Source organism: Caballeronia sp. LZ034LL, from assembly GCF_031451215.1.
Lineage (GTDB): Bacteria > Pseudomonadota > Gammaproteobacteria > Burkholderiales > Burkholderiaceae > Caballeronia.
The window spans coordinates 1,063,182-1,087,560 of sequence record NZ_JARUXR010000003.1; the positions used below are offsets into that span (position 1 = coordinate 1,063,182).

27 protein-coding genes are annotated in these 24,379 nt (G+C 64.9%); 8 read left to right on the forward strand and 19 right to left on the reverse strand.

The genetic code is table 11. The annotated features are described in order from the left end of the window. Positions 1–6 precede the first annotated feature (6 nt). Complete coding sequence (modA, locus tag QCE83_RS25950) at positions 7–774, reverse strand: molybdate ABC transporter substrate-binding protein (protein WP_309818153.1); 768 nt, start codon at positions 772–774, stop codon at positions 7–9. A gap of 318 nt (positions 775–1,092) precedes the next feature. Here modA and QCE83_RS25955 point away from each other — a divergent pair, with 318 nt between their 5' ends. The 3 genes from QCE83_RS25955 to QCE83_RS25965 all read left to right on the forward strand — a co-directional run bounded on the left by QCE83_RS25955 (position 1,093) and on the right by QCE83_RS25965 (position 2,878). Further along, the gene (locus QCE83_RS25955) at positions 1,093–1,890 is read left to right on the forward strand and encodes an enoyl-CoA hydratase/isomerase family protein (RefSeq protein WP_309818156.1); all 798 of its coding nucleotides are present in this window, start codon (positions 1,093–1,095) and stop codon (positions 1,888–1,890) included. A 15-nt stretch (positions 1,891–1,905) separates the two neighbouring features. Further along, the gene (locus tag QCE83_RS25960) at positions 1,906–2,574 is read left to right on the forward strand and encodes a glutathione S-transferase family protein (protein ID WP_309818158.1); all 669 of its coding nucleotides are present in this window, start codon (positions 1,906–1,908) and stop codon (positions 2,572–2,574) included. Between the two features lie 121 nt (positions 2,575–2,695). Then, the gene (locus tag QCE83_RS25965) at positions 2,696–2,878 is read left to right on the forward strand and encodes a hypothetical protein (RefSeq protein WP_309818160.1); all 183 of its coding nucleotides are present in this window, start codon (positions 2,696–2,698) and stop codon (positions 2,876–2,878) included. A gap of 279 nt (positions 2,879–3,157) precedes the next feature. On the opposite strand, the gene QCE83_RS25970 is transcribed toward QCE83_RS25965, so the two are convergent. The 5 genes from QCE83_RS25970 to QCE83_RS25990 all read right to left on the reverse strand — a co-directional run bounded on the left by QCE83_RS25970 (position 3,158) and on the right by QCE83_RS25990 (position 8,507). Continuing rightward, complete coding sequence (locus QCE83_RS25970; protein ID WP_309818163.1) at positions 3,158–3,430, reverse strand: hypothetical protein; 273 nt, start codon at positions 3,428–3,430, stop codon at positions 3,158–3,160. 67 nt (positions 3,431–3,497) lie between these two features. Continuing rightward, entirely contained in the window at positions 3,498–5,378 is a 1,881-nt protein-coding gene (locus tag QCE83_RS25975; RefSeq protein WP_309818165.1) for a S10 family serine carboxypeptidase-like protein, read from the reverse strand. 555 nt (positions 5,379–5,933) lie between these two features. Continuing rightward, positions 5,934–6,209: a cytochrome c gene (locus QCE83_RS25980; RefSeq protein WP_309818758.1), complete on the reverse strand. Its 276-nt coding sequence runs from the start codon at positions 6,207–6,209 to the stop codon at positions 5,934–5,936. 38 nt (positions 6,210–6,247) lie between these two features. Next, a complete protein-coding gene (locus QCE83_RS25985) occupies positions 6,248–7,516 on the reverse strand; it encodes a PQQ-dependent sugar dehydrogenase (RefSeq protein ID WP_309818167.1) in 1,269 nt (422 codons plus the stop codon). Between the two features lie 235 nt (positions 7,517–7,751). Next, entirely contained in the window at positions 7,752–8,507 is a 756-nt protein-coding gene (locus QCE83_RS25990; RefSeq protein WP_309818169.1) for a hypothetical protein, read from the reverse strand. Between the two features lie 178 nt (positions 8,508–8,685). Between QCE83_RS25990 and QCE83_RS25995 the strand changes: the two genes are divergently transcribed. Next, on the forward strand, positions 8,686–9,162 hold the full coding sequence (locus QCE83_RS25995) for a glycine zipper 2TM domain-containing protein (RefSeq protein WP_309818172.1): 477 nt from the start codon (positions 8,686–8,688) through the stop codon (positions 9,160–9,162). Positions 9,163–9,283: 121 nt separating this feature from the next. Here QCE83_RS25995 and QCE83_RS26000 read toward each other — a convergent pair whose 3' ends face one another. Next, complete coding sequence (locus tag QCE83_RS26000) at positions 9,284–9,451, reverse strand: hypothetical protein (RefSeq protein ID WP_309818174.1); 168 nt, start codon at positions 9,449–9,451, stop codon at positions 9,284–9,286. Positions 9,452–9,548: 97 nt separating this feature from the next. Here QCE83_RS26000 and QCE83_RS26005 point away from each other — a divergent pair, with 97 nt between their 5' ends. After that, a complete protein-coding gene (locus tag QCE83_RS26005) occupies positions 9,549–10,748 on the forward strand; it encodes a polysaccharide pyruvyl transferase family protein (protein WP_309818175.1) in 1,200 nt (399 codons plus the stop codon). Here QCE83_RS26005 and QCE83_RS26010 read toward each other — a convergent pair. Then, positions 10,739–11,611 (reverse strand): LysR family transcriptional regulator, encoded by an 873-nt coding sequence (locus tag QCE83_RS26010; protein WP_404985592.1) that lies wholly within the window; start codon positions 11,609–11,611, stop codon positions 10,739–10,741. The two genes, QCE83_RS26005 and QCE83_RS26010, sit on opposite strands and share 10 nt — an antisense overlap. A gap of 103 nt (positions 11,612–11,714) precedes the next feature. Between QCE83_RS26010 and QCE83_RS26015 the strand changes: the two genes are divergently transcribed. From QCE83_RS26015 to QCE83_RS26025, 3 genes are all read left to right on the forward strand, one after another. Then, positions 11,715–13,277, forward strand: a complete 1,563-nt coding sequence (locus QCE83_RS26015) for an MFS transporter (protein ID WP_309818177.1) — start codon at positions 11,715–11,717, stop codon at positions 13,275–13,277. 128 nt (positions 13,278–13,405) lie between these two features. Next, positions 13,406–13,732 carry a potassium channel family protein gene (locus QCE83_RS26020; RefSeq protein ID WP_309818178.1) on the forward strand — a complete coding sequence of 109 codons (327 nt, stop codon included), beginning with the start codon at positions 13,406–13,408 and terminating at the stop codon, positions 13,730–13,732. A 40-nt stretch (positions 13,733–13,772) separates the two neighbouring features. Then, positions 13,773–14,474 (forward strand): SDR family NAD(P)-dependent oxidoreductase, encoded by a 702-nt coding sequence (locus tag QCE83_RS26025; RefSeq protein WP_309818179.1) that lies wholly within the window; start codon positions 13,773–13,775, stop codon positions 14,472–14,474. Positions 14,475–14,486: 12 nt separating this feature from the next. Here QCE83_RS26025 and QCE83_RS26030 read toward each other — a convergent pair whose 3' ends face one another. From QCE83_RS26030 to QCE83_RS26080, 11 genes are all read right to left on the reverse strand, one after another. Continuing rightward, entirely contained in the window at positions 14,487–15,530 is a 1,044-nt protein-coding gene (locus QCE83_RS26030; protein ID WP_309818180.1) for a sensor domain-containing diguanylate cyclase, read from the reverse strand. 232 nt (positions 15,531–15,762) lie between these two features. Further along, positions 15,763–16,974 carry a cyclopropane-fatty-acyl-phospholipid synthase family protein gene (locus tag QCE83_RS26035; RefSeq protein ID WP_309818181.1) on the reverse strand — a complete coding sequence of 404 codons (1,212 nt, stop codon included), beginning with the start codon at positions 16,972–16,974 and terminating at the stop codon, positions 15,763–15,765. Next, a complete protein-coding gene (locus QCE83_RS26040) occupies positions 16,971–17,759 on the reverse strand; it encodes a DUF1365 domain-containing protein (protein WP_309818182.1) in 789 nt (262 codons plus the stop codon). Before QCE83_RS26040 ends, QCE83_RS26035 begins: the two co-directional genes overlap by 4 nt. Beyond that, positions 17,756–19,057, reverse strand: coding sequence for an FAD-dependent oxidoreductase (locus tag QCE83_RS26045; RefSeq protein WP_309818183.1), 1,302 nt, complete (start codon positions 19,055–19,057; stop codon positions 17,756–17,758). The genes QCE83_RS26040 and QCE83_RS26045 overlap by 4 nt, the downstream gene beginning before the upstream one ends. Positions 19,058–19,129: 72 nt before the next feature. After that, entirely contained in the window at positions 19,130–19,726 is a 597-nt protein-coding gene (locus QCE83_RS26050) for a lipocalin family protein (RefSeq protein WP_309818184.1), read from the reverse strand. Further along, positions 19,723–20,844, reverse strand: coding sequence for a cyclopropane-fatty-acyl-phospholipid synthase family protein (locus QCE83_RS26055; RefSeq protein WP_309818185.1), 1,122 nt, complete (start codon positions 20,842–20,844; stop codon positions 19,723–19,725). Before QCE83_RS26055 ends, QCE83_RS26050 begins: the two co-directional genes overlap by 4 nt. 40 nt (positions 20,845–20,884) lie before the next feature. Then, the gene (locus QCE83_RS26060; RefSeq protein WP_309818186.1) at positions 20,885–21,664 is read right to left on the reverse strand and encodes a DUF1295 domain-containing protein; all 780 of its coding nucleotides are present in this window, start codon (positions 21,662–21,664) and stop codon (positions 20,885–20,887) included. A gap of 172 nt (positions 21,665–21,836) precedes the next feature. Continuing rightward, a complete protein-coding gene (locus QCE83_RS26065) occupies positions 21,837–22,577 on the reverse strand; it encodes an anti-sigma factor domain-containing protein (protein WP_309818187.1) in 741 nt (246 codons plus the stop codon). Next, positions 22,574–23,170, reverse strand: a complete 597-nt coding sequence (locus QCE83_RS26070) for a sigma-70 family RNA polymerase sigma factor (RefSeq protein WP_309818188.1) — start codon at positions 23,168–23,170, stop codon at positions 22,574–22,576. The genes QCE83_RS26065 and QCE83_RS26070 overlap by 4 nt, the downstream gene beginning before the upstream one ends. A gap of 170 nt (positions 23,171–23,340) precedes the next feature. Further along, complete coding sequence (locus tag QCE83_RS26075; RefSeq protein ID WP_309818189.1) at positions 23,341–23,784, reverse strand: SET domain-containing protein; 444 nt, start codon at positions 23,782–23,784, stop codon at positions 23,341–23,343. A gap of 306 nt (positions 23,785–24,090) precedes the next feature. Then, on the reverse strand, positions 24,091–24,369 hold the full coding sequence (locus QCE83_RS26080) for a hypothetical protein (protein WP_309818190.1): 279 nt from the start codon (positions 24,367–24,369) through the stop codon (positions 24,091–24,093). Between the last annotated feature and the right edge of the window lie 10 nt (positions 24,370–24,379).

Here is a 24,379-nt window from a genome sequence, read left to right on the forward strand (position 1 = left end):
GCGGAATTACAGCTGGTAGCCGAAGGACTTGATCACTTCAGCCGCCTTCGGTCCCTTCAGGTACTCGATGAACTGCTTCGCGACCGGATTGTCCTTGCCCTTCTCGAGGATCACGGCGTCCTGCTTGATCGGCTCATGCAGGTTCGCGGGCACGATCCACGCCGAGCCGCTGGTGATCTTGCCGTTCTTGTAGATCTGCGACAGCGCGACGAAGCCCAGTTCCGCATTGCCGCTCGCGACGAACTGCTGCGTCTGCGAAATGTTCTGACCTTCGACGACCTTCGGCTTGAGTTCGGCGGTCAGGCCGAGCTTGTCGAGCGTCTGGTAGGCAGCGAGACCGTAGGGCGCGGCCTTCGGATTGGCAATCGCGATGTGCGTGAAGGCGTTCTTCTTCAGCACGTCGCCCTTGTCGTCCACGTAGCCGTCTTTCGCGGACCACAGCGCAAGCGCGCCCGTCGCATAGGTGAAACGGCTGCCGGGCACGGTGGCGCCTTCGGTTTCGAGCTTGGCGGGCGTGGAGTCGTCGGCGGCGAGGAACACTTCGAAGGGCGCGCCGTTCTTGATCTGCGCATAGAACTGACCCGTCGCGCCGAACGACGCCACCACCTTGTTGCCCGTATCCTTTTCGAAGTCCGCGGCGATGGCTTGCACCGGCGCCGTGAAGTTGGCCGCGACCGCGACCTTCACTTCACCCGCCAGCGCCGACGTAGCAGCGATACCGGCGGCGAGCGGAACGAACGCACCAATGAGGGCGCGGAGAATTCGAATCTTCACGTGAGACTCCTTGAATCGAGTTGAAATTCTGGTTATGAATCGACTGCGGACGGCGCGTGCAAGGCCGCGAAGCCTAGTGCCGTGTGGTTCGGCGAGCACCGTAATATATACGACTATATTGCGTAGCCGCATGTTGGCTTCATGACATGACGCGCATGTGTGCCGACGAATGATCGGTGTTGCACCGATTTGTGAGTGTCGCTCAAAGATATGAGTTGACCGTTCGCACCATTTTGGCCGACACTGATTTATCCGCATTCAAAGCAACCCGGTAAAAATTGAGCAAAGCTCAATTCAAGCGAAGCAGGGAGACGAGATATGACCGATGCAGCGAATCTTCAGCGTCTGAAGCTGGGAATCGAAGGACACGTGGCGCGTGTGACGCTGGATCGCCCGGACGTGCGCAATGCTTTCGATGACGCCACCATCGTCGAACTGACGGCGGCCTTCCGCGCGCTCGGCGACGACCCGAACGTGCGCGTGATCGTGCTCGCGGCGAATGGTCCGTCCTTCTGCGCGGGCGCCGATCTCAACTGGATGAAGCGCATGGCGGGCTATTCGGAAGCGGAGAATCGCGCCGATGCACTGGGCCTCGCCACCATGCTCAATACCGTCTACGCGTGTCCGAAGCCGGTCATTGCCCGCGTACAGGGCGATGCCTACGCCGGCGGCACGGGACTCGTCGCGGTGTGCGATATCGCGATCGCGGCGAACACGGCGCAGTTCTGCCTTTCGGAAGCCAGGCTCGGGCTGATGCCCGCGACCATCGCGCCGTATGTGATCCGCGCGATGGGCGCGCGTGCGGCGCATCGCTACTTCGTGACGGCGGAGCGCTTCGACGCCGCCGAAGCTCTGCGGATGGGATTCGTGCATGAAGCCGTTGAAGCCGGGCAGCTCGATGCGCGCGTCGAGGCCGTTGCGTCAGCCATCGTCGCGAACAGTCCGAACGCCGTGCGGGAGTGCAAGCAACTCGTCACGGACTTCGCGGGCATGGAGATCGACGAGGAATTGATGGGCGAGACGGCCGAACGCATCGCGCGCATCCGCGCATCCGATGAAGGGCGCGAAGGCGTGCGCAGTTTCCTGGAGAAACGCAAGCCGTCGTGGCTCGGCTGAGCCGATGGAGCGCACATGATCAAGCTGCATCATTGCGTGAGCGCGCGGTCGTTCCGGCCGCTGTGGGCGCTGGAAGAAATCGGCGTGCCCTACGAACTGAAGATGTTGCCGTTTCCGCCGCGCGTGCTGGCGCGCGCGTACATGGAAGTGAATCCGCTCGGCACGATTCCGGCGCTCGAAGACGAGGGCGTTTTCATGACCGAGTCGGCGGCGATCTGCCAGTATCTGGCCGCGCGTCATTCGCCTGGCGTGCTGGACGTCGCTTCACACGAGCGCGACTTCGGCCGCTATCTCAACTTCCTGCACTTCGGTGAGGCCACGCTGACCTTCCCGCAGACGCTCGTCTTGCGTTATACGCATCTCGAGCCGCCCGAGCGCCAGCAGCCGCAGATCGTCGAGGATTACGCGCGCTGGTTTCATGCGCGCCTTCGCACGCTGGCGCCGTTGCTGGAAAAGCAGCCCTGGCTGTGCGCCGGGCGTTTCACGGCCGCCGATATCTCCGTGGGTTACGCGCTGATGCTGGCCGAGCTCATCGGCTTGAGCGAGCGCTTTGCGCCGTCCATCGCGGACTACTGGAAGCGTTTGAGCGAACGCGAAGGCTTTGTCCGCGCGATGCGTGCGCAGGAAGCCGCCGCGCTCGCCCAGGACGTATCGACCGTTGCGTCGCCGAAGCTTCGCCCGTAGCAACCCTCCTTCAAGTCCCCTCGTCCGTGGGGTCGTGCGCCGCGCCCCATGACCGTACTCTTCACATCACGCGCTGACCTGCAAGCGCGGATTCGGAGAGACTCATCTGACGAGGTGCGCAATGGCTGCTTTCTTCTGGTTACTGTCGATGATCGTCGCGCTCGTCGCGACGGCCACCATCGCGACGGCACTGCCGCGCTCCGCCTCCGACGAATTGAATGCCTTCACGCCGCAGTCGCTTTTCAGCATGGAGGCGAAGCGGATCGACGCGATGCTTGCGTCGTGTCTGCCTGCTGCTGACTGAGTCCGGCGCGTGCACGGGGCGCGTTTGCCGGGCGTCGTTCGTAAGTGGTTTGGAATCAACGGGTTGAGGAAGTAATAACAACGATATCCAACGAGTTGTCCACGTGATCTGTGGATAAGCCGCGACCGGGGCCAGTCGCGGTGCATGAACCCCAAAACCGCCGTGAAGGACGCGCTGGGGAGACCAACAAGTCATCATCAAGAATCGAGGCCGAAGAGCCTGGGAGTTTGCAAGCCGCCTCGGCAGCCTGTTGGGTGCCGAGGCAGGCGCTTTTTGCGATCAGCGCTGAAGCACCGAACTGCCGTACTTGGCCACGAGCGCGCTTTTGAAATCGGCGGCGGCTTGATCGGCCAGTTTGGACTTGGCCTCCTCGGGGCTCTCTTCCGCGGACGGGTTCGGGTTGGCGGCTTCCGTGACCTGGCCCGTCGAGGTTTGCGGCTGGACCGGGACCGCAGCCTGGATCGGCGCCGATTGATGGGTGTTCCTGATCACAAAGACAGCAACCGCCAATAGACAGGCGATTGAAACGAGAAAGAATAGTCTGTAGCGCATCGAAAACCTTCTTCGAGAAAGTGGCCTCGACAACGAGTATTGACCGAGGCCGCGGATTTCCTGGAAATCAGTTGGCGGAATAGAACGCGTCGAGTTGCGCCTTCATCGCGGTTCCAACGGAAGGCGTTGAATAGAGCATGTGCCCCGAGGGGTAATTCTGGAACGTGACCCGCTTCAGAAGGGACTGACCTTGCGTATCGGAGAAGGTCTGCGCATAAGTCAGCGCCGTGCTGTAGAACGGCGTGACCGAATCGAAATACCCATTACCCTGGAACACGCGCAGATTCGGCTTGATGGTCATTGCGGAGCGGAGATCCTGGATGGCATTGAAGGTCTCCTCGGAATAGGTGATCTGATTATCAGGCTGCACATGGGTGTAGTCCCAAAGCGGGAAAATGGCGGGGTTCGAGAGGCTGGTGGTGTTCAGCGCGCTCGGGTTGTAACCGCCCAGCGTGTTGAGATTTGACCAGCCCCAACTGACGATTGGATTAATCATCCGCATGGTCGGGTCGTCGTTGCCGAATTGCCTGGGATCAGGCGCTGTCGTCGAAGTGACGCGGCCATCGTACACGCCGAGATAAAGCGCCTGACCGAGGCTGTTGTGATACGCGCTGCCCATCTCGGCATTTTTGGCGATGCTCGCCGACATGATCGTGGACGAGCTCATTCCCGTATAGGCCGCGACGCGAGACTGGATGGCGGCGGGATAAGCCAGATTGGACAGAACCGACTGGGCGATGTTGAGTTGCGCAATGAGATTCTGATAATCGGAGATGGCGCCAGCCACATTGACCGGCGGTTGGTTCTGCAATGCGACGATCTGGTTCGCAAGCTCGGCGGTATTTAGAATGCCGTTCGTCGAAAAAGCGCCGGACGTCAGATTCGTGAGTAAGGTTTGCTGGGCAGCGGTGAGGTTGGCGGTGTTGGACTGACCCAGATCGACGCCCAACAGAGAATAGTAATAGGTGAGGACCTGAGGCAGGTGGGTCGTCGTTTCGAAAGGCAGAATCGTGGAATTGGCATAGGCCTCGACCTGAGCGAGATAATCCTCGAGCGATGGCGGCGATGCGGGATTGATGCCCAGCGCTGACCAATTCACCTGGTTGTTGGCGTAGGCGTCGGCGGCGAGCGTCGGCAGCACGCCGGTCAGCGAGTAAAGGGCATTCGTTCCGCTCAGGATGGAACTGAGAAGGACAACCCCCTTCAGGTTGATTTGAGCGTACTGATTCGCGAGAATATTCGCGGTGATTGCGGAACGAGGTGTCCCATAAGATTCACCCATGATGTAAACCGGCGAATTCGATCTGCCCGTGGCCGTCAAATAAGAGCTGATAAATGCCGCAATGGATCGGGCGTCGACGTCAGTGCTCCAGAAATCCTGATTTTTTGCGGGCGCCAAGGCTGTAGAGTAAGTGGTTCCAACCGGATCGATGAAAACGAGATCCGTGTCGTTGATAATACTGTTCGGATTATTGTCGTACCAGTTACTGGCCGCGGAAAAAGGTCCCGTGCTTTGATTCGGCATGGTGAGGACTGGCGCTTTCGGTGCGTACGCTGATTGAAGAAAAGCAAAGGCACTGCCGGGACCGCCGTTGAAGGCGAACGTCACTGGACGATTGGCGGGAATGTTCGGGCCGGACTGCGTATAGGCGCGATACGCCATGGCCGCGGAAATGTTGTTGGTCTTGCCTGCTACCGTGACAAGCTGATGACCGGTCGTCATCGCGTAACTGATGGTTTTCGAATTGTCCGCGGACGTCCACGTGTAGTTATTGGTGACAGCCGGGACGCCACTATAAGCAGACAGATTATCGAAAGCCCCGCCGCCGTAAAACCAGGGATCGTTCTCGACATTCAACGCGGGCACGCTGCCACGGGCGGTCAGATTGAGCGTAATCAGACCGAGTAGCGACGCAGCTTTTATGATTTGAGGCAGCAGGTTCTTCATTGGTGTCAAAATTCCAGAGCAATGCCGAGAGTGAGTTTCATGCCGACATGACTTGTGGTCGCCGTTTCAACGGCTTATGCGGCAAGACGCATCGCGAGAGCAGAAATCTCTGTCACGCGCATGACAAGCATAAAGACGGAGCTTTTTTTTTCGCAAGCGAAGTTTCAGCGCGCGTGAGGCGGCATCTGCGCGAATGTGGAGTTTGATCGGAAAATGCGAGACCTGCGTTTTGAATTGCCGAACGATTAATATCGCTCCTTTCGACCGCCCGGCTTACATTCGATCCATGCTTTCATGACGCGCGCCATCATCTCAATATGTCAATTCGTTCGAATTTGCAGAATGAGCGTTTCGCGGGAGGTATGACGCGGAGTGCAGCGCCGGCCATGCTGCCGACATGCCAGACGCAAGAAAAAAACAGGCGAAAAAAAAGCCCGCTTCAGAGAGCGGGCTTGAATCCACATCGGTTGAGACATGGAGGAGACAGGTGTAAGTATAAACCCTTAAGTACTCACGTCAACCCCCAAGCGAAAAAAAGTTCAGCGGAAGTGGCCGTCAGGGCTTTCCCAGGCTGTGGTAATACGCCGCGAGGTTGGCCACGTCCGCGTCCGACAAGGGCTTGGCCATCATCGTCATCATCTCGTTCTTGCGCTCGCCTGAGCGGAAGTCGTTGAGCGCCTTCACGAGATATTCCTCGGTCTGGCCCGCGAGATTCGGCGCCTCGGGCAGCTTCGACATGCCGTCGATCCCATGGCACGCCGCGCATTGCACCGCCTTCGCGCGTCCGGCCTTGATGTCGCCGGCGGCGAACGACGGATGCGAAAGCGCCATCAGCACGCCTGCCAGCAACGCAGCCCTCGGCGCCCGGTTCACTTCGCACCCGTGTAGGAGATGCGATAGATCGCGCCCGCATAGTCGTCCGACACGAGCAGCGAGCCGTCCTGCAACGTCTGCACGTCGACCGGACGGCCCATGTACTCGCCGCTCGGCGTGAGCCAGCCTTCCGCGAAGACTTCCGCCTCGCCCGCCGTGCCGTCGTCCTTGATCGGAACGAACATGATGCGCGCGCCGATCGGCTTGGTGCGGTTCCACGAGCCGTGCTCGGCATCGAAGATGCCGCCCTGGTATTTCTGCGGGAACATCTTGCCGTTGTAGAACGACATGCCGAGGTCGGCGGCATGCGCCGCGAACTCGACTTGCGGAAACACGACGCCCGCCGGCGGATTCTGATCCTTGTACTCCACCGTGCGCACCTTGCCGCCGCCGTACCACGGGAAACCGAAGGTTTCGCCCGCCTTGGTCGCGTGATTGAGTTCGCCGGGCGGAATGTCGTCGCCCATGCCGTCGACCTGGTTGTCCGTGAACCAGAGCGTCTTGTCCTTGGGGTTGAAGTCGAGGCCGACCGAATTCCGCACCCCATGCGCATAGGTTTCGCGGTTCTTGCCGTCCTGATCCATGCGGACGATGCCCGCCAGTCCGTTGCGGTCGAGTTCGGCGAGCTTGTCCTTCGGCGGCACGTTCCACGGCTGGCCGAGCGCGATGTACAGCTTCTTGTCAGGTCCCACGCGGCAGTAGCGGGCGCCGTGATTGAAGCTTTCGAACTGTGTCGGGATCAGCTTGCCTTGCGGGACGACCACTGCCGCCGCGACGTCCGGTCCGCCTTCGCCGAAGAACTGCGCCGCCGGAAAGCCGAGCACCCGGTTCTGCTCGACCACGTAAAGCACGCCGTCCGGCGAGAAACACACGCCGTTGGGCACCTTGAACGTCACCGATGACGCGAACTGCGCGACATCGCTGGCTACGCGTTGATGCGTCCGATCGGTGACCTGCCACACGCGGTTCTTGCGCGTGCCGACGAACACGACGCCCGTCGACGGCTCGATCGCCATCGCGCGCGCCTCCGGCACCACTGCGTACAGTTCGATCTTGAAGCCGGGCGGCAGCTTGATCTGTTCGAGGTTCTTGCGCAGCGCGTCGGCGGTCTGGCCGGACTGGGGAATCGTTTCCGCCGGCGCCGACGTGCCGGTCTGGCGGAAATTGGACAGCGCATTGACGTTGTCCTGCGCCGCATGCGCGAGCGGCAGGCAGGCGAACAGGGCGGCGACGGCGGACGGCACGAGCTTGAGCGTTGCGTTCATCGGGTTGTCTCCTGGATGTTGTCGACCGGCTTCGGCGTGTTGCGCCATCGGCCGGATCCATGCAAAGCGAAAACAGCTTTTGGATGGTGCCTTGAACATCACGACTACTTTCGCCGAAGCGCGCAGCCTGGAAGCAACTGGACGCGAACGCCACGACGCTGCCTGCGGTGAAACTCACTTCCGAAACACATCGCTCCTTCAAACGGTGAGCGACGCACGCGGCCGCTATTGGCCGCTATTTCCGGCCGTCGAAGAGAAACACGTCCGAGCGGTCCGGGCTCGGCAGCGCGACCAGCAGCCGCGCGCCGTCGAGAATGGCGTTGCCGGTCACGGTGACGTCCGGCAACGGACAGGGCGCGGGGCCGAAGGTCACCGAGACGTCATAGGCATTCGCGCCCTCATGGGGTGCGGTCGTGCCTCGGAAGATGCAGCCGCTGGTCGTCGTGCCGGCGAGATAGCCGTCGCCGGCGACGGTGATGCGGGTCTGCGTCGCTCCGCCGAGCGACATGCCGCGCCCGTTGTAGAGACCGCCCGCGTTGGCGCGGGTCGGGGCGACGTCGAGGATCGGCATGGAGCGCGCCGCGTAGATCAGGCTTGCGCTGCCGTTGCGGTTCACGACGCTGCCGTCGACCGACGGCGCATGCGCGAAATTCGCGTTGAAGGTGACGGGCGACGCCGCCTGCGTGCCCAGCCGATAGTCGAACGCCGAGGAACTGGTGAACCGTCCGTCGCTGGTCTGGGTGCCGTGCGCGGCGACCGCGACGCCGGCGAGACCCGTGCCGCCCGCGCCGCCGTAGAAGAGATAGGCGGTGCCGTCGAAGAGCATCAAAAGCGTGGCCTCGGCGGTGCTGCCCGTGAGCGAGCCCTTGTAGACGCCGCCGGAGGAGAAGGTGGTGGTGACGGTGCCGGGCGGTGGCGGCGCGGCGCTGTCAGTGGAGCAGGCGGTGAGGGCGGCTGCGCAAAGCACGAGGGGAATCGCGGTTCTTTTCATTAAAGACTCCGGTCGCGGGCGTTGAGTGTCCTGTATAAGCGCTTCAATCAAGCAGGTCAAGCACGGCGCGCGGCCTCATTTGCAACTCATTCAGCGTCCTTAGGATATCTTCCATGGCACCGGGGCTTCACGACACGGGCCGATCCCAACAAGACATTGCCTGAGTGAGGAGTGAGAGATGAACAAGTCGACTATCGCAGTGTGTGCAATGGCGCTGGTGTGCACCGTGGGGATGAGCGGTTGCGCCTCGATGGGCAGTTCCGCCGATATCTACGACAGCATGCAGACGCAGCGCGAACAGACAGTGCGGATGGCGACCGTGGAAAGCGTGCGCGGCGTGACCATCGACAATAACGATGGCCACACGGGCTTGCTCGGCGCGCTCGGCGGCGGCGCGCTCGGCGCGGTGGCGGGCAGCGCGATCGGCGAAGGGCACGGGTCGCTGCTGGCGGGCGTGATCGGCGGCATTGCGGGCGCGGTCGCGGGCGACAAGGTCGAGAACCGCGTGGAACAGGAAAAGGGACTGGAAATCACCGTGCGTCTGGATAACGGCGAGCTGCGCGCGATCACTCAGGCGGCCGATGGCCAGATGTTCTATGCCGGCGAACGGGTCCGGTTGCTGTCGAGCGGCGGGATCACGCGTGTGACGAGCTGACGCCGGCTGGAGCGGGCGAACAAGAGAAGCCAGGCGGGGCGTCGATGAGACGCTCCGCCTGGCTTTTTGCGTGATTCGAGGGTTGCGCCCAGGCAGCGCCATCGTGTATGAAGCGAGCGCTTCAGTATGCACCGGCCATCGGCAGGAGCAGCCAGGGCAGCAAGTCTTCGTAGCGCATCGCATCCGTGGGAGGGGAAGTGTCGAGCGTCGGTTCATCGGGCTGGACTTCGCGATTCGACGGTTCGGCGAGCAAGGATCCCGCGGCGACGGCTGTCGGTTCGATCTTCATGATTCCCTCTCTCATGCAACGTGTGAGGGCAGTGTGCGTGTAGAGAGTTAGGCGTACGTGAGCGCCTGGCATCCCGGATGCTCCCATCGACAGGACCATGAAACGAGTCATTCTGTTCGGCGCCTTCGACCGGCATAACGCCGGCGACATGCTGTTCGCGCATGTCGTCGCGCGGCTGCTGACGCAGCGCATGCCCGCGATAGAACTCGTGTTCGCCGGACTCGCGCAGCGCGATCTGCGTGGCTGCGGCGGTCACAGGGTGACGGCGCTCGCCGAGGCGGCCGCACGCTGGCGCGACGAGCCCGTGACCGTGATTCACGCCGGCGGCGAGCTGCTCACCTGCGACGCCTGGCAGGCCGCCGTCATGCTGACGGAGCCGGGCGAAGCGCAGCGCTGGATCGCGCGTCTCGAAGCGCGGGACGACGAGCGTCGCGCGTGGGTGCGCTCCATGCTCGGCATCGACGCTTGCGCGCCTTACGTGGTCGGGCGCGAGACGTTTCCGCACGCCGCGTCGATCGTCTGTAATGCGGTCGGCGGCGTGAAGCTCGAGTCGCTTGCGCCCGCCCTGCGCGCCGAAGTGCTCGACAAGCTCCGCGGCGCCGACGTGCTCACCGTGCTCACCGTGCGCGACGCGCGGACGCAAGCCGCCTTGCGCCTGGCGGGCATCGAGGCGCGCCTGATTCCGGATCCGGTTTCCTTGATTGCGGCGCTGTTCGACGAGCGCATTCAGGCCCACGCGAACTGCGGCGAGCTTGCCGCATTGCGGGGCGCGTTGCCGCAGGGTTATCTCGCCGTGCAGTTCAGCGCGGATTTCGGCGACGACGCCACGCTGGCCCGCATCGCCCGGCAGCTGGACCGGCTGGCCGAAGCGTGCTGCCGGAGCATCGTGCTGTTCCGTGCGGGCGCGGCACCCTGGCACGACGATCTCGCGGTCTACGAGCGGACCGTGCGTCGCATGAACTGCCGGACGGTGAAGATCTTCGCGTCGCTGAACGTGTGGGATATCTGCGCGCTGATCGCGATGAGCGAAGGCTATGCGGGCAGCAGCCTGCACGGCCGCATCATCGCGATGGCGTATGGCCTGCCGCGCATGAACATGCGCCACGGAGAAGCCGAAAAGCAGCGCGCGTACGCGTCTGCGTGGGATGAAGCCAACGTAGGCGTCGAACCTGTCGAAGACCTGTGCGACGCGATGCTGGAAGCCCTGAAGTCCGACCGCGAGGCCCTCGCCCAACACGCGGCGACGCTCGCGCAAGCCTACCAACAGGCGTTCGACGACCTAAGCCGCTACGGCTGAGCGGTGAAGTCCAGATACGCCTTGACGGCGGGCGCCCGTTCGAAGCGCCTGTACATCATCGCCACTTCGGAGGGCACCGGCTTGCCCGCGATCTCCCGATACTCGACCCCCGGCACCACCATGCATTGCGCCAGCGAGCGGGGCACGACCGCGACGTCGCCGCCAAGCGACACGTGCGCGAGCACGGCGGCGAGCGTGCCCGGCTGGGCGACGACACGTGCCGTGAAGCGTCCGCGCCGCGCCACGTCGAGCGTGCCGGATTCCTGTTCCGGCACGACGAACGACTGCTCCTTCAACTGCGCGGGCGCAATGACGGAAAAGGCGGCGAGCGGCGAATTGGCGGGCAGGGCGACGAGAAAGGTATCGCGATGCACCGTGCGCAGATCCACGCCTTCGGGCCAGGGCACGGGCGGGCGCACATAGGCGACGTCGATGCGTCCTTCGAGCAGCCGCGCGCCCGCTTCGCGCATGACGATCTCCTCGATGCCGATCTCCACGAGCGGAAAGCGCTCGCGAAACCCGCGCACGGCGGCGGGCAGCACGCCCGCATAGACGGCCGAGCCCACGTACCCGACGACGATCCGCCCCAGTTCGCCACGTTCCGCGAGGGCGGCCCGCTCCGCGCCGCGCGCGAGATGCGCCAGTGCGCTCTCGGCTTCGCCGAGATAGGCCTCGCCGGCCGCCGTCAGCGCAACTGAACGCTTGGTGCGGTGAAACAGCCGGGCGCCGAGCAGGCGCTCGGCTTCCTGGATCTGCTTGGTGAGCGCGGGCGGCGCGATGCCGAGTTCTTCGGCGGCACGCGCAAAGTGCAGATGCCGGGCGACGCTCAGGAAACAGCGCACGTGACGCAATTCGACGGCCATGTTTCTATTCAACAATTCAGTAATTAAGTTGAGATTCTATGTCAATGACAGGAAACACTGCCGCCTTTAGCATCGTCGGGAACCTGGCCTTATTGCACCGTCCATGTCCGACACGATCCGCAACCCCCGCTTCGTCCTGCTGACCGCATCGGCGACCTGTGCGCTCATCACGCTCGATACCAACGTCGTCGCGGTGGCGCTGCCTTCCATCGCGCGCGATTTCCACGCCGGTTTCGCCGACATCGAATGGGTCGTGAGCGCCTATATGGTCGCGTTCGCCGCCTGCCTGCTGCCGGCCGGCGCGCTGGCGGACCGCGTCGGCCGCAAGACCATGCTGATTGCCGGGCTGGCCGTCTTCATGGTCGCGTCGCTTGGCTGCGGGCTGGCGCCATCGGCGGCGGCGCTGAATCTCGCCCGCGCGGCGAAGGGCGTCGGCGCCGCGATGCTGCTGACCTCGGCGCTCGCGATCATCGCCAACACGTTCCACGAAGGCCCGGCGCGCGCCCGCGCCTGGGCCGTGTGGGGCACCTGCATGGGCGTGTCGACGACCATTGCGCCGCTCGTCGGCGGCGTCATCACGCAATGGTCGGGCTGGAGCTGGATTTTCCTGATGAACCAGCCGATCTGCGCGGAGATGGCGCTCTGCGCGTGGCGCGGTATCCGCGAGTCACGAAACCCGCACGCCGGGCCGCTCGATCTGGCGGGCAGCGCGCTGTTCGCCGCCGCGCTGGCGCTCGGCATCTGGGCGCTGATCGACGCGCAAGCGGACGGCTGGGCCGACTGGCGCACCGAATCCCGCCTCGTCGCCTGCGCGGTGCTGTTCGTGCTCTTCGTCCGCGTGCAGCGCACCCGCACTCACGCGATGATCGACCTGACGCTGTTTCGCCAGCCGCGCTTCGTCGCCGCCGTGCTCGCGATGGCGGGTTACGCTGCCTGCGCGCAGGTGATGATGACCTTCCTGCCGCTCTATCTGCAAAACGCGTTCGGGTTGCCGGCGGTGCGCGCGGGCATCGGCATGCTGCCGTTCGCGATTGCCATGGTGATCGGGCCGCACATCGGCGCGGCGCTCAGCCGGCGCGTGCCCTCGATGACGCTGCTGTCGCTCGGCCTCGCGACCATCGGCGCGGGCAACCTGCTGACGGCGCTGTTCGCCGGCTTGTCGAGCTACGGGCTGATCGCGGTCGGCATGATCGTGACCGGCCTGGGCGCGGGCGTGCTCAATGGCGATACGCAGAAGGCGATCATGGCGTGCGTGCCGCCGAACCGGACCGGCATGGCGTCGGGCATCAGCACGACGACGCGCTTTACCGCCATCGTCACCTCGGTGGGCGTGCTGGGCGCCGTGCTGGCGACGCGCACGCACGCCGCGCTCGACGCCCACGCGTTCGCGCTCGCCGATGCCCGCACCGTGCTTGACGACACGTTCCTCTCACGTCTGCTGGCAGGCGATCTTGCGCACGCGGGCGCGAGCCTGGGCGGCTCGGCCGGGGCGATGGTCGTGCATATTGCGCGCGAGAGTTTCGCGAGCGGGTTCTCCGCGGCGCTCGGTGTGGCCGGCGCCTGCGCGCTGATTGTTGCGGCAGCGGTATGGTTGCTTGCCGGCATCACGCGAAGCGACACGCAAGCGAAAGCCGCCGGAAAGCCTCAATCAGCCGTGTCTGAATAAACGGGCACGGTTCTTACGGACACATGCGGTCCACGAGTAGGATGGGAGCCTCGCGCGCATATCGTGCAGGTCTCCCCATGAACGGCATAACGAAACTTCTGAAGTCAGAGACGATCAATTCGCGTCGCGTGACGATCGAATTCATGCGCGCGCTCTGGCATCTGCGTTCGCTGTTCACGACCTTCCTGCTGATTTTCGTCGCGCTTTGCGTGGCGATGCATTACCTCGGCGCACCCATCGACACCCTCACGCACCTGAAAACGTCGTTCGGGGAAACGGTGTATTTCTGCGGCGTGACGGCGTTGACCATCGGCTATGGCGACGTGGTCGCGACCACGGGTCTCGGACGCGCGCTGGCCGTGCTGATCGGCATGTTCGGCGTGCTCGTCATGGGCGTGATCACGGCGGCGGCGGTATTCTCCATTCAGCGGGCGACGCAGCAAGCCCGCTCGTGACGTTTCCATCACGTATCACGTGTAACGGAGCGAACTCGCCATGGACAGCCTCGCAGGAAAGACGGTCGCCATCGCGGGCGGCTTCGGCAGCCTCGGACTCGCGACGGCGCGCGTGCTCGCCGGGCGCGGCGCGCGCATCGCGCTGATCGGCAAGAGCGCGAGCGCGCAGCCGTTGCCGCCTGAACTCGCCGATGCATGCAGCATCACCGGCATCGACCTGGCGGATGCGCAGTCGGCACGCGAGGCCATCGAGCAGATCGTGCAACAGACCGGCGCGCTGCATGCGCTCGTGAACGTGGCGGGCGCGTTCCGCTGGGAAACCGTCGCGGACGGCAGCGTCGATACCTGGCAAACCCTGTTCGATGTCAACGTGAAGACGGCGCTGAACGCGTCGAAGGCGGCGCTCGATGCCTTGAGCGCACAGGAGCACGGGCGCATCGTCAATATCGGCGCGCTCGCGGCGCTGAAGGCGGGGGCGGGGATGGGCGCGTACGCGGCGTCGAAGGCGGCGCTGATCCGCCTGACCGAAGCGCTTTCGGAAGAACTCAAGGATCGCGGCATCACGGTGAATGCGCTGTTGCCGTCGATCATCGATACCGCGCCCAATCGCCGCGACATGCCCGACGCCGACTTCACACGCTGGGTGAAGCCCGAGGAACTCGGCGCGGTGATTGCGTTCCTGTTGTCGCGCGATGCGCAATGCATCACGGGTGCGGCGATTCCGGTAGCCGGGCGCGTTTGAAGCCAGCCCGGATCAGCGCGACTGCGCCTTGAAGCCTTCGCCTTGCATGCCGGCGCGGTCCACCGCCGCGATGCGGTTGCGGCCATTGTCCTTGGCCTGATACAACTGCGCGTCGGTCAGATTGATGAAGGTGGTCACGTCGATACGCTCGCCCGGCACCACCGTGCCGACGCCGAAGCTCGCCGTCACCTGCTGGTTGTGCGGCGAGCGCACGTGCGGGATGGCCGCGTCGGCGATCATCGCGCGGCAGCGCTCGGCGATGCGCATCGCGGCTTCGGCATCGGTGTCCGCGAGAATCAGCGCGAACTCCTCGCCGCCGAAGCGTCCGAGAAAATGCTGCGGACCCGCCGCCTCGCCGAGCACGCGCGCGATGCGTTGCAGACACGCGTCGCCTTGCAGGTGGCCGTAATAATCGTTGTATGACTTGAAGAAGTCGATGTCGATCATCACCAGCGACAGCGGCTTGCCCGACGCGCCGGCAGCTGCCCATTCGCGCGCCATCACGTCGTCGAAGCGGCGGCGGTTGCCGACGCCCGTGAGACTGTCGCTGAACGAGAGACGCTCCAGTTCCGCCTGCATCTGCGCAAGCTTTTCCTCGGTGCGCTTGCGTTCGCTGATGTCAAACATGAAGCCGATCAGCGCTTCCACGTCGCCATTTTCCTTGCGCACGACATGCACGACGTCGCGCAGCCAGACATAGCCGCCGTCGCGAGTGAGCGCGCGGTAGTCGGCCTCGTGATCCGTGCCCGCCTGAGACTGTGCGACGCAAAAGTTGACCACCGCTTCACGGTCGTCGGGGTGCATGCGCTCGGCCCAGTCGGTGACCGTCTTCCACGTCGAGGGCGCCCAGCCGAGCAGCGTCTCGATTTGCGGGCCGATGTAGGTGAACGCCATCGTCGCCCAGTCGATCTTCCAGGGAATCGCCTTGGTCGATTCCAGCAGCGTGCGATACACCGCGTGATCGTCCTCGCCGAGCGCGTGCCCGGACGGCGCAAGGGAATCTTCGTGACGCAGGAAAGCGGCCTGCAGCGGGCCGTGGGAGGAATCGGAAGTCATCGTGTCGGTCGGCGTCGAAGCCGGTTATTTTTGTTCTGTGTCTTATCGGCACGGGTGGCGGCGTTCTGAAGTTTCCGCCATCGGCAGCCTCGCTTTCAGAATTTGCCAATGGGCACTTGGCGCAGGTCTGCTTATGCTCCTTCTCGTAGCTCACGCTACACAAAGGTGGTCTCGAGTTTGGGCCCCTGCTTACGCGGGGCCCGTTTTTTTCTCGAATGCCGCGGGGTGTTGATTACGCGCCGTGCGAGACCACGAAGTGCATGACATCCGTGCGTGCTTCGTCGAAGCCGGCTTCGCAATAGGCCAGATAGAGGCGCCAGGTGCGCATGAACGCTTCGTCGAAGCCCAGCGCGCGCACCGCGTCCGCGCGCGCTTCGAACGCGCGGCGCCAGTGGCGCAACGTGCGCGCGTAGTCCGCGCCGAAGGAGAGCGCGGCGTGCGCGTCGAGTTTCGCGCGTTGTGCCGCGCGAACGAAGCGTTCCGGGCTGGGCAGCATGCCGCCGGGAAAGATGCTCTCGCGGATGAAATCGCTGGAGGCGCGATACGCGGGAAAGTGCGCATCGCCAATGGTGATGGACTGCACCAGCGCCCGCGCGCCCGGCTTCAGGCAGCGTCGCAGCATGCGGAAGTAGGCCGGCCAGTACGCTTCGCCCACGGCCTCGAACATCTCGATGGAGACAATCGCGTCATACCGACCGTGCAGGTCGCGGTAGTCGCGCAGTTCGAACTCGACGAGACCCGTCAGGCCTTCGCGCTGAGTCTGTTCGAGCGCCCAGGCATGTTGCGCGGGTGAAATCGTCACGCCATGCACGTGAATGCCCTGGCGCGCCGCGTGCCGCGCGAAGCCGCCCCAACCGCACCCGCTTTCGAGCACCTGCATGCCGGCGCGCAAGCCGAGCGTCTCGATAATGCGCTGGTACTTGCGCTCCTGCGCCGCTGCGAGGGAACCATGCGCATCGCCTTCGAAGCAGGCGCTCGAATAGGTCATCGTCGGGTCGAGCCAGAGCGCGTAGAAGTCGTTGCCGAGATCGTAATGAGCGTGGATGTTGCGGCGGCTGCCGGCGCGCGTGTTCAGCCGCAGCCGGTGTCGCAGCGCATTCCACCCTTGCGCCAGCACGCCGCCCACCACCGTGCGCTGCAGCGCCGCCTCGTTGCGGAGCGCGAGCCGCAGCACGGCGCACGGGTCCGGCGTGTCGAGCCAGCCGTCGCGATACGCCTGCGCAAAGCCGATGTCGCCTGCACGCAGGATCGCCCGGCAGGCGCGCCAGTCATGAATGTAGAGTCGCGCGGCGGGCTGCATCAACGGGTCGCCGAACACGCACCGGTCGCCGTCCGGCGTCACGAGCACCAGATGGCCGACGCGAATGCGCCGCAGCAGACCCATAAAGCACCGTGCGGCGAACGGCATGGCCGTTTGCGCGGAGAATGACCGCAGCAGGTTCATGATCGGACCTTGTTGTTGGATTCGTTCGTATGGTTTGGATCGGTCTGGCTCGGCGGATGCCGGCCATGGAAAGGCACGCGCTTGAGCCACAGCCTGAGCGCCTGCCAGTGAATCCGCACGATGACCCCGGCGGCGAGCAAGGGCTGGCGCAACAGCGTGCGCCACGCCAGCGCGGCGGTGAGCGGCCGCGCATCGAGACCCAGGGCCGTGCGGATCAGCAGGCCGTCCGGGTCGCGGTAGTCGATGGCCAGCGAAAGATGCGCGCCGCGCCGGCGCACCCGGAACGTGTAGTCGCCGGTGACGTCGCAGAAGGGCGAGACGTGCAGGGTCTTGCGGCACGTCAGCTCGCTGTCCGCCGTGATGACGCCATGATCCGGCGCGCTCAGCAGATAACCGCGATGCTCGCCGAAGGTATTGCGCACGTCGGCGTAGAGCGCGCGCAACGCGCCCGCCTGGTCATGGCAGAACCAGAAGCTCACCGGATTGAAGCCACGGCCCAACACGCGCGGAATGGTCAGCAGCCGGATGACGCCATCGGCGGGAATGTTGGCCTCGGCCAGACGCGCGCGCATCCAGTGTTCGAGATTGCTGCCGTCGCGCGGGCCATGGTCGCGCGTGAACAGCGCGAAGAGCCGTGTCCGGTCGATGCCGAACCAGCTGCTTTGCAGCGCGTCGAGCCCGGCGACGTCGCATTCCACGTAACACACCGGATAGTCGAAACGATGGTGCGCCGGGCGCAGCCGTTCGTGCATCACGCGGCCTGTCAGCAGGCGAGCCGTCGTCATGGCTGCGCCCAGGCCGGCGTCACGCCGAAGTCGCGGGCCACGCGCAGCGCCGACTTCAGTCCGTCTTCGTGAAAGCCATAGCCGGTCCAGGCACCCGCGTACCACGTGCGGCGCGTGCCTTGCAGCGCCGGGAGATGCGCCTGCGCGTCGATGGCGGCCAAGTCGAGCAGCGGATGTTCGTAGTCGTAGCAGCCGAGCATCGTGCCGGGCGCGGGTTCATCGACGGGATTGAGCGTGACGACCAGCGGCGTCCTGAAAGGCAGCGGCTGCAGCTGATTGAGCAGATAGCTGACGCAGACGGGCGCGGCGTGTTCGTCGGCGCCTCCCGCGTGTGCGCCGCCGAGATAGTTCCACGCCGACCACACCCGGCGGCGGCGCGGCAGCAGCGCCGGATCCGTATGCAGCATCGCCACATTGCGCCGGTAGCGCACCGCTCCGAGCAACGCGCGTTCGGCGGGAGAGGCGTCGTCGAGCAGGCGCAGGCTCGTCGGCGCGTGCGTGGCGAGCACGACGGCATCGAAACGCTCCGGACCGCCTTCGTCCGTCATCACCACGACGCCCTCGTCGTCGCGCCGCACGCCGCGCACCGGCGTGCGCGTCCGCACGTCGTCGAGCGTGGCCGCGATACGCCGCACATAGTCGCGCGCGCCGCCCGCCACGGTTTTCCATGGCGGCCGGTCGTTGACTTGCAACAGCGCGTGATTGAGGCAAAACCGCAAAAAGGTGGCGGCCGGAAAGCGCAGGACGTCGCCGGCGGCGCTCGACCAGATGGCGGCGGCCATCGGCAGCAGATAGCGGTGCTGGAACGGCGCGCCGTAACCGTGTTCGGCGAGCAGTTCGCCTACGGAGCAGCGGTTGGCGCTCGCGTGCTCCAGATGCCGGGGCGCGGAAGCGTTGAAGCGCAGGATGTCGCGCAACATGCCGATGAACGACGGCGAGAACAGGTTGCGCCGCTGCGCGAAGACGGTGTTCAGGTTCGTGCCGGCCCATTCGAAGCGACCGCCGTCGAGCGACACGGAAAACGACATCTCGGTGCGGTGCGCAGCGACCCCCAGTTCGTCGAACAGCGCGATGAGATTCGGATAAGTGCGGTCGTTGAACACCAGAAAGCCCGTATCGACGGGATGCCGCTCGCCGTCGAGCGTCACGTCCACGGTATGCGAATGGCCGCCGAGATAATCGGCGGATTCGAAGAGCGTCACACGATGCGCACGCGCCAGCAGGTACGCGCTCGCGAGACCGGCGATCCCCGCGCCGATCACCGCGATGCGCTGTCCTGCTTCTGTCGATGCCTTCATGCTGCGGGTCTCCTCGCGCGCAATGCTCTTGCGGGAGATACGCAGCAACGCGGTGTCCGGATGCAGCCCGTTTCAGTCGCGTTGGCCGGGACTCTGAAAACCGGGCTGCCCGATCTGCTCGGGCGATTGCGGCACGCGCCGGAAGCGCGCGGTGTCGTAGCCCATCGAATCGAGGCGGGCGAGCAGCGAACGGTAGACGTCGTCGCTCATGGTCGGCTCGCGGGAGAAGATCCAGCCGAGCTTCTTGTTCGGGTAGCCGAGAATCGTGTAGCGATAGTCCGGGTCCACGTACAGCGTCATCTGCGTCACGTGCACGGGCCAGAACGGCTGCACGCTCCATTCGCCGCCGTTGCTGCCGGGCTTCACCGTATCGACGAAATGGTGCGTCGTCTCCTTCTCCTCAAAGCCATTCTTTCGGCCATGAAAGACGTCGTCGATCTTGCCGTCCGGCCGCAGCGACCACTCCACGTGCGTGCCCACGTAATCGCGCTCGGCGAAGTAGGGAATGTTCGCGATGACGTACCAGCGCCCCATGTAGCGCGGCAAGTCGACAGGCACGGTCTGGAGCGGCTGATCCGCGCGCGGATTCGGGTTCGGCGGACTGGAGCACGCCGCCACGGCCGCGACCACGCCCACTCCGATCAACGCCACGATGAGCGCACGCTTCATGATCTGACCTCCGCGACAGGTTTTTCGAGCAGATAGTGCGCGACGCCCCATTCGCCGCCGCGCGCATAGCCGAACAGTTCCGCGACCGACATGTAGAACATGCGCCAGCGCTGGAACCAGACGGCGGCGGCGTCGCCATAGGCGTCGCGCAGGATCGGCATGATGCGGGGGCGGGCGGCGTCGAGGGCGGCGAGCCACTGGTTGGCGGTGCGCTCATAGTGCGTGCCGTCCAGCCACCATTGCTGCGTGACGCGCAGATCGTCGCCGAAATGCTGCAGCAGCGAGGCGGACGGCATCGTGCCGCCCGTGAAGAAGTAGCGCGACATCCAGTCGCTGCCGTCGCGCGACGTGAAGTGATAGGCCAGCGTCCGATGCGCGAACAGATGGACGAACAGCAATCCGTCGGTGGTGAGCCAGCCTGAGATCTTCGCAAGCAGGCGCCCGTAGTTCTTCATGTGCTCGAACATCTCGATCGACAGGATGCGGTCGAACGGTGCATCGGCGCCGCGCGTGAAGTCGAACTCGAAGTCGACGATATTGCCCGTCACCACCCGCAGGTTGCCGATGCCGCGCTCGCGCGCCCGCGCTTCGATGAACGCGCGCTGGCCATGCGAGTTCGAGAGCGCTACCACCTGCGCGCGCGGATAGCGTTCGGCGATCCACAGCGCAAGCGCGCCCCAGCCGCAGCCGAGATCGAGAATGCGCTGGCCATCGGCAAGACGGGCGCGCTCCGCGTAGAGCTCGAGCATCGCCTGTTCGGCCTGCGGCAGCGTTTCATCGCCGCGCGGATAGTAGCTGCACGAGTACTTCATGCGCGCGCCGAGATGCGCTTCGAAGAAGGCGTCCGGCAACTCGTAGTGCTGTGCGTTGGCCGCCTGCGTTTCGATGGCGATCGGACTCGCGCGCAGTTCGCTGACGAAGCGTTCGAAGGCCTGCTCGCGCAAGGCGGGATTGTCGGCGTGCTCGTCGGCGAGACGGCGGCGCATCAGCGCGCGCATGCCGGCGCGCATCAGCACGTCAGGAACCCAGCCGCGCTCGCACGCCCGGAGCATCCAGTTTTCATCCAGCGCCGGCATGGCGTGAGTCAGCGTGTGCGGTTCCGGAACGGTGGAAGTCATCGTGTCGGGGTCTCCTTGTCAGGCTTCGTCAGGCGCATATTCAGGCGCGCTTAGGCGGCCACGGCACCAGCACGCTCGTGGTGCGCATGTAGTCGCGATAGCCGTCGCGCGTCTCGGCGAGACGTGCTTCGAGAATCGGAATGCCCGATACCTTGAGCAGCAGCCACGCCATCAGCACGGGCGGAGCGAGCGTGACCCACGCCCACGGCAGACCGATGGAAAGCGCCGTGTACGCCAGCCAGTGCACGCATTCGAAGAAGTAGTTCGGATGACGCGAGTAACGCCACAAGCCTTCCTGGCACACCTTGCCGCGATGAGCCGGATCGGCTGCGAAACGCTTTAGCTGCCTGTCGGCAACTGCTTCGCCCATGACCGCGACGATCCAGATCGCGATGGCCGCAACGATGTTCCCCGCGCTCGCCGGCTCGACGGCGTAGGCGGGCACGAAGAACGCGGCGGCGAGCAGCATCGAGATGACGGCCTGCAACTGGAAGAACCAGAACATGTTGCGTGCGGCGCGGCTGCCCCAGCGCTCACGGAACGCGTGGTAGCGCGGATCTTCGGGCTTGCCGTGATTGCGGCGCCACAGGTGCAGCGCGAGGCGGCCGCCCCACAGCAGGCCGCCCACGGCGACGCACACGCGATTGAGCGGCGCACCCGTTGCGCTCGCGGCGATGAACAGCGCGACGATGCCGAGCGTGGCGGCCCACACCGGATCGACCATGCCGGCGTTTTCGGTGCGGAGTTGCTGGAGCCACGCGGCCGCGAAGACCAGCACGAGTCCGGCGACCACGATGACGAGTGTGACGATGAAGGGCATGGGCGAGTCCGTATCGATGCTCTCATTGAGCAATACGGATGCCGCGCGCGTCCGGATGCGGTTCGTCGCCGGCGAACGAAAATTCGACGTCTCCCGTGCAAGGAACTCTCAGTGACGCCGTGACGCGCGGCGGAGCGCAACTGCGCTCACGCCAGCCCTGCAATAAGGCGCGTCAGGTTGTGTGCATGGCGCCGGTGCCGAGCACCGGTCCGGTCGGCGCGCCCGTGGGCGAACCGCCCGACGGTTCGTCGGACACGGCGAGCACGGCCTGCGCATTCAGCTGCGCCATGATCTCGGGCGGCAGGGACATGGTCGCGGGCTGGTCGGACGGAAATACGCCGAGCGGGATCGGCTTGGCGTTCGGCGGGATCAGCCACAGTTCCGTCGTGCGCCCCGCCGGCAGGGAAACGCGCGCGGCGGGTATCACGACCATGCGCGCGCGCTGCACGTCGACGGTTGCCGTCCAGTGCGGAACGCCGTCCTTGGGCGCGATCGACGCGACCATGTACTCGCTCGACGCAGCCGTGGTGGCCGGCGCCTGCGTCGCCTGGCGCGTCCAGTTGAAGTTCACGCCGAGCAGCACGAGCGCGGCGACGCTCGCACCGATGGTCAGCCAGCGCCACAGGCTCAGGCTGTCCCACCAGCGCTTGGCGGGCGCTTGGGCAACGTCGGCTTGCGGCGACAGGAAGCCCAGGTCGCGGCGGATGCGCGTCCAGACGCGCGCGGGCGGCTCGATCGGGCCGATATCCTGCGCGAGCGGCGCGAGCCGTTGCTGCCATGCGTCGAGCAGGCGTTGCAGCGCGGCGTCGCGGGTCACGTCGGCTTCGAACGCCGCGCGCTCGTTCGCGTCCAGCACACCGAGTGCGTACTCGGCGCAGCGCAGATCGTCGTCGTCGCGAAGGGGCGTGTTCATTGTTCGAGGCAGGTCTTGAGCTGTGTCAGGCTGCGGCGGATCCAGCTCTTCATCGTGCCGAGCGGCACGGCGAGACGCTGCGCGAGTTCGCTATAGGTCGCGCCGGTGAAGAACGCTTCACGGATCGCGCTCTTCTGCGGCGCTTCCAGCCGGTCCAGACAGAGTTCGAGGCGACGCCGCTCTTCGTTCCATTCCGCGGCGGCGGCGGGCGTGGGCGCTTCGTCGGCGAGTTCGGGGGTTTCATCGTCGCCGAGCAGTTCTTCACGGTGCTGACGCAGCCGGTCGATCGTGCGGTTGCGTCCGAGCGTGATGAGCCACGTAATGGCGCTGCCGCGCGCGGGATCGAACGTATCTGCGCGGCGCCAGGCGCTGGCATACACGTCCTGCAGGATGTCTTCCGCTTCGGCGCGATCATGCACCATGCGCACGATGACGCCGAACACACGCGCCGACGTGTCCCGGTAGAGCGTGGCAAACGCCTGTTCGTCGCCGCTCGCAACGCTCACGAGCAGCCGGTTCGCGCGTTCGCGGCGCTGGCGGTCGGCATCGGCATCGGCCGAAGGTTCGGTGCTGCCTGCAAAGGGATCCGTCATGGGCAGAAAGGGCCGCGCTGCGCTCCAGGCTGAGTATGTCGCGCAATATAGCATTGCCGCCCGCCGTTCAGTCCCTGTCGCCATTTCGCTGTGCGCTCCGTCGCTCCCCTTCACTCCATACGGATGACGTGGCAAGCGGGATGCGCGGGATGTTTCGTCAGCGCCCGGGACTAGCGTGAACGCGACAGCATCGTGCCGCGGCACGCGCTCGCGAGGCAGCGGCACGCATAGAGCTGCTTGACGGCTGCGGTGCGCCGGCCATCGACAGTCAGACGATAGTCGATGAACAATTCCTGACCGCGTTCGATCGGCGAGATGGCGCGGATGAACACGCGTTCGCCGTCCTGCTCCGCCTCGCAGTTCGGCGCGCAGCTGTGATTGAGCCAGCGTGCCGAATTGCCGCCGCGCGCGCCGTCGATGACGCTGCCGTCGTCGAGACCGAACAGGAACGTGTGACCGTCCTCGGGACTCGCGCGCGCATGCACGCGTTGCGCTTCCTTCCATGAAACACGCAGGCCTTTGTATTCGAGCAGCAAGGTGCCTGGCGATAGATCGGCGAGGGCGAAGACGCCCCGGCCATGAACGGGCGAAGTCCGGACAGTGATTCGGCGCATGGTGTGGCGGTTCGCGATGAGGACGATGAGTAATTGAGGGATGACGTTCGCGTCGTTATGATGTCGCCGTCATAAATCGCTGTCATCTGCCATGCCCGCAGTTTCTCTCCGCAAGAGCACAAAGCGCAAGCCGTCACGCGGCATGCTTGCGCGTTATCGAAACAGGATTGTCGAAGTGCTCGGGGAGGCACGCGGGCAGCGCGTGATGATACGGTCGATTCATGACGACGGCGTGGAGCGGCGCACGGCCGTCAAGTGGATCAACTTGATGCCGCTCGACATGGAACTGTTCTGAAGCGTTCACCGCTAGCCGCGCAACAGGCCGCGCGCCTGTTCGAGCAATGCAGCCGCCGCGAGAAACTCCTTGCGGCCCGCGAGGGTGAGCGCGGCGGTCGCGGTGTCCTTGAAGAGCTCGTCGTTCGACACAGCGGGCGCATTGGTGTCATTCACGCGCGCTTTCAGCAAGCGGAAATACGCCAGCGTTTCGAAGGCCTCCGCGCGTTGCTCGGCGGGCGCATCTGCCGCGATCAATTCTGCCGCGCCAGTCAATTGCGCGATGGCCTGTGCGTAGTCCGGGCGTTCCATCTGCATCTCC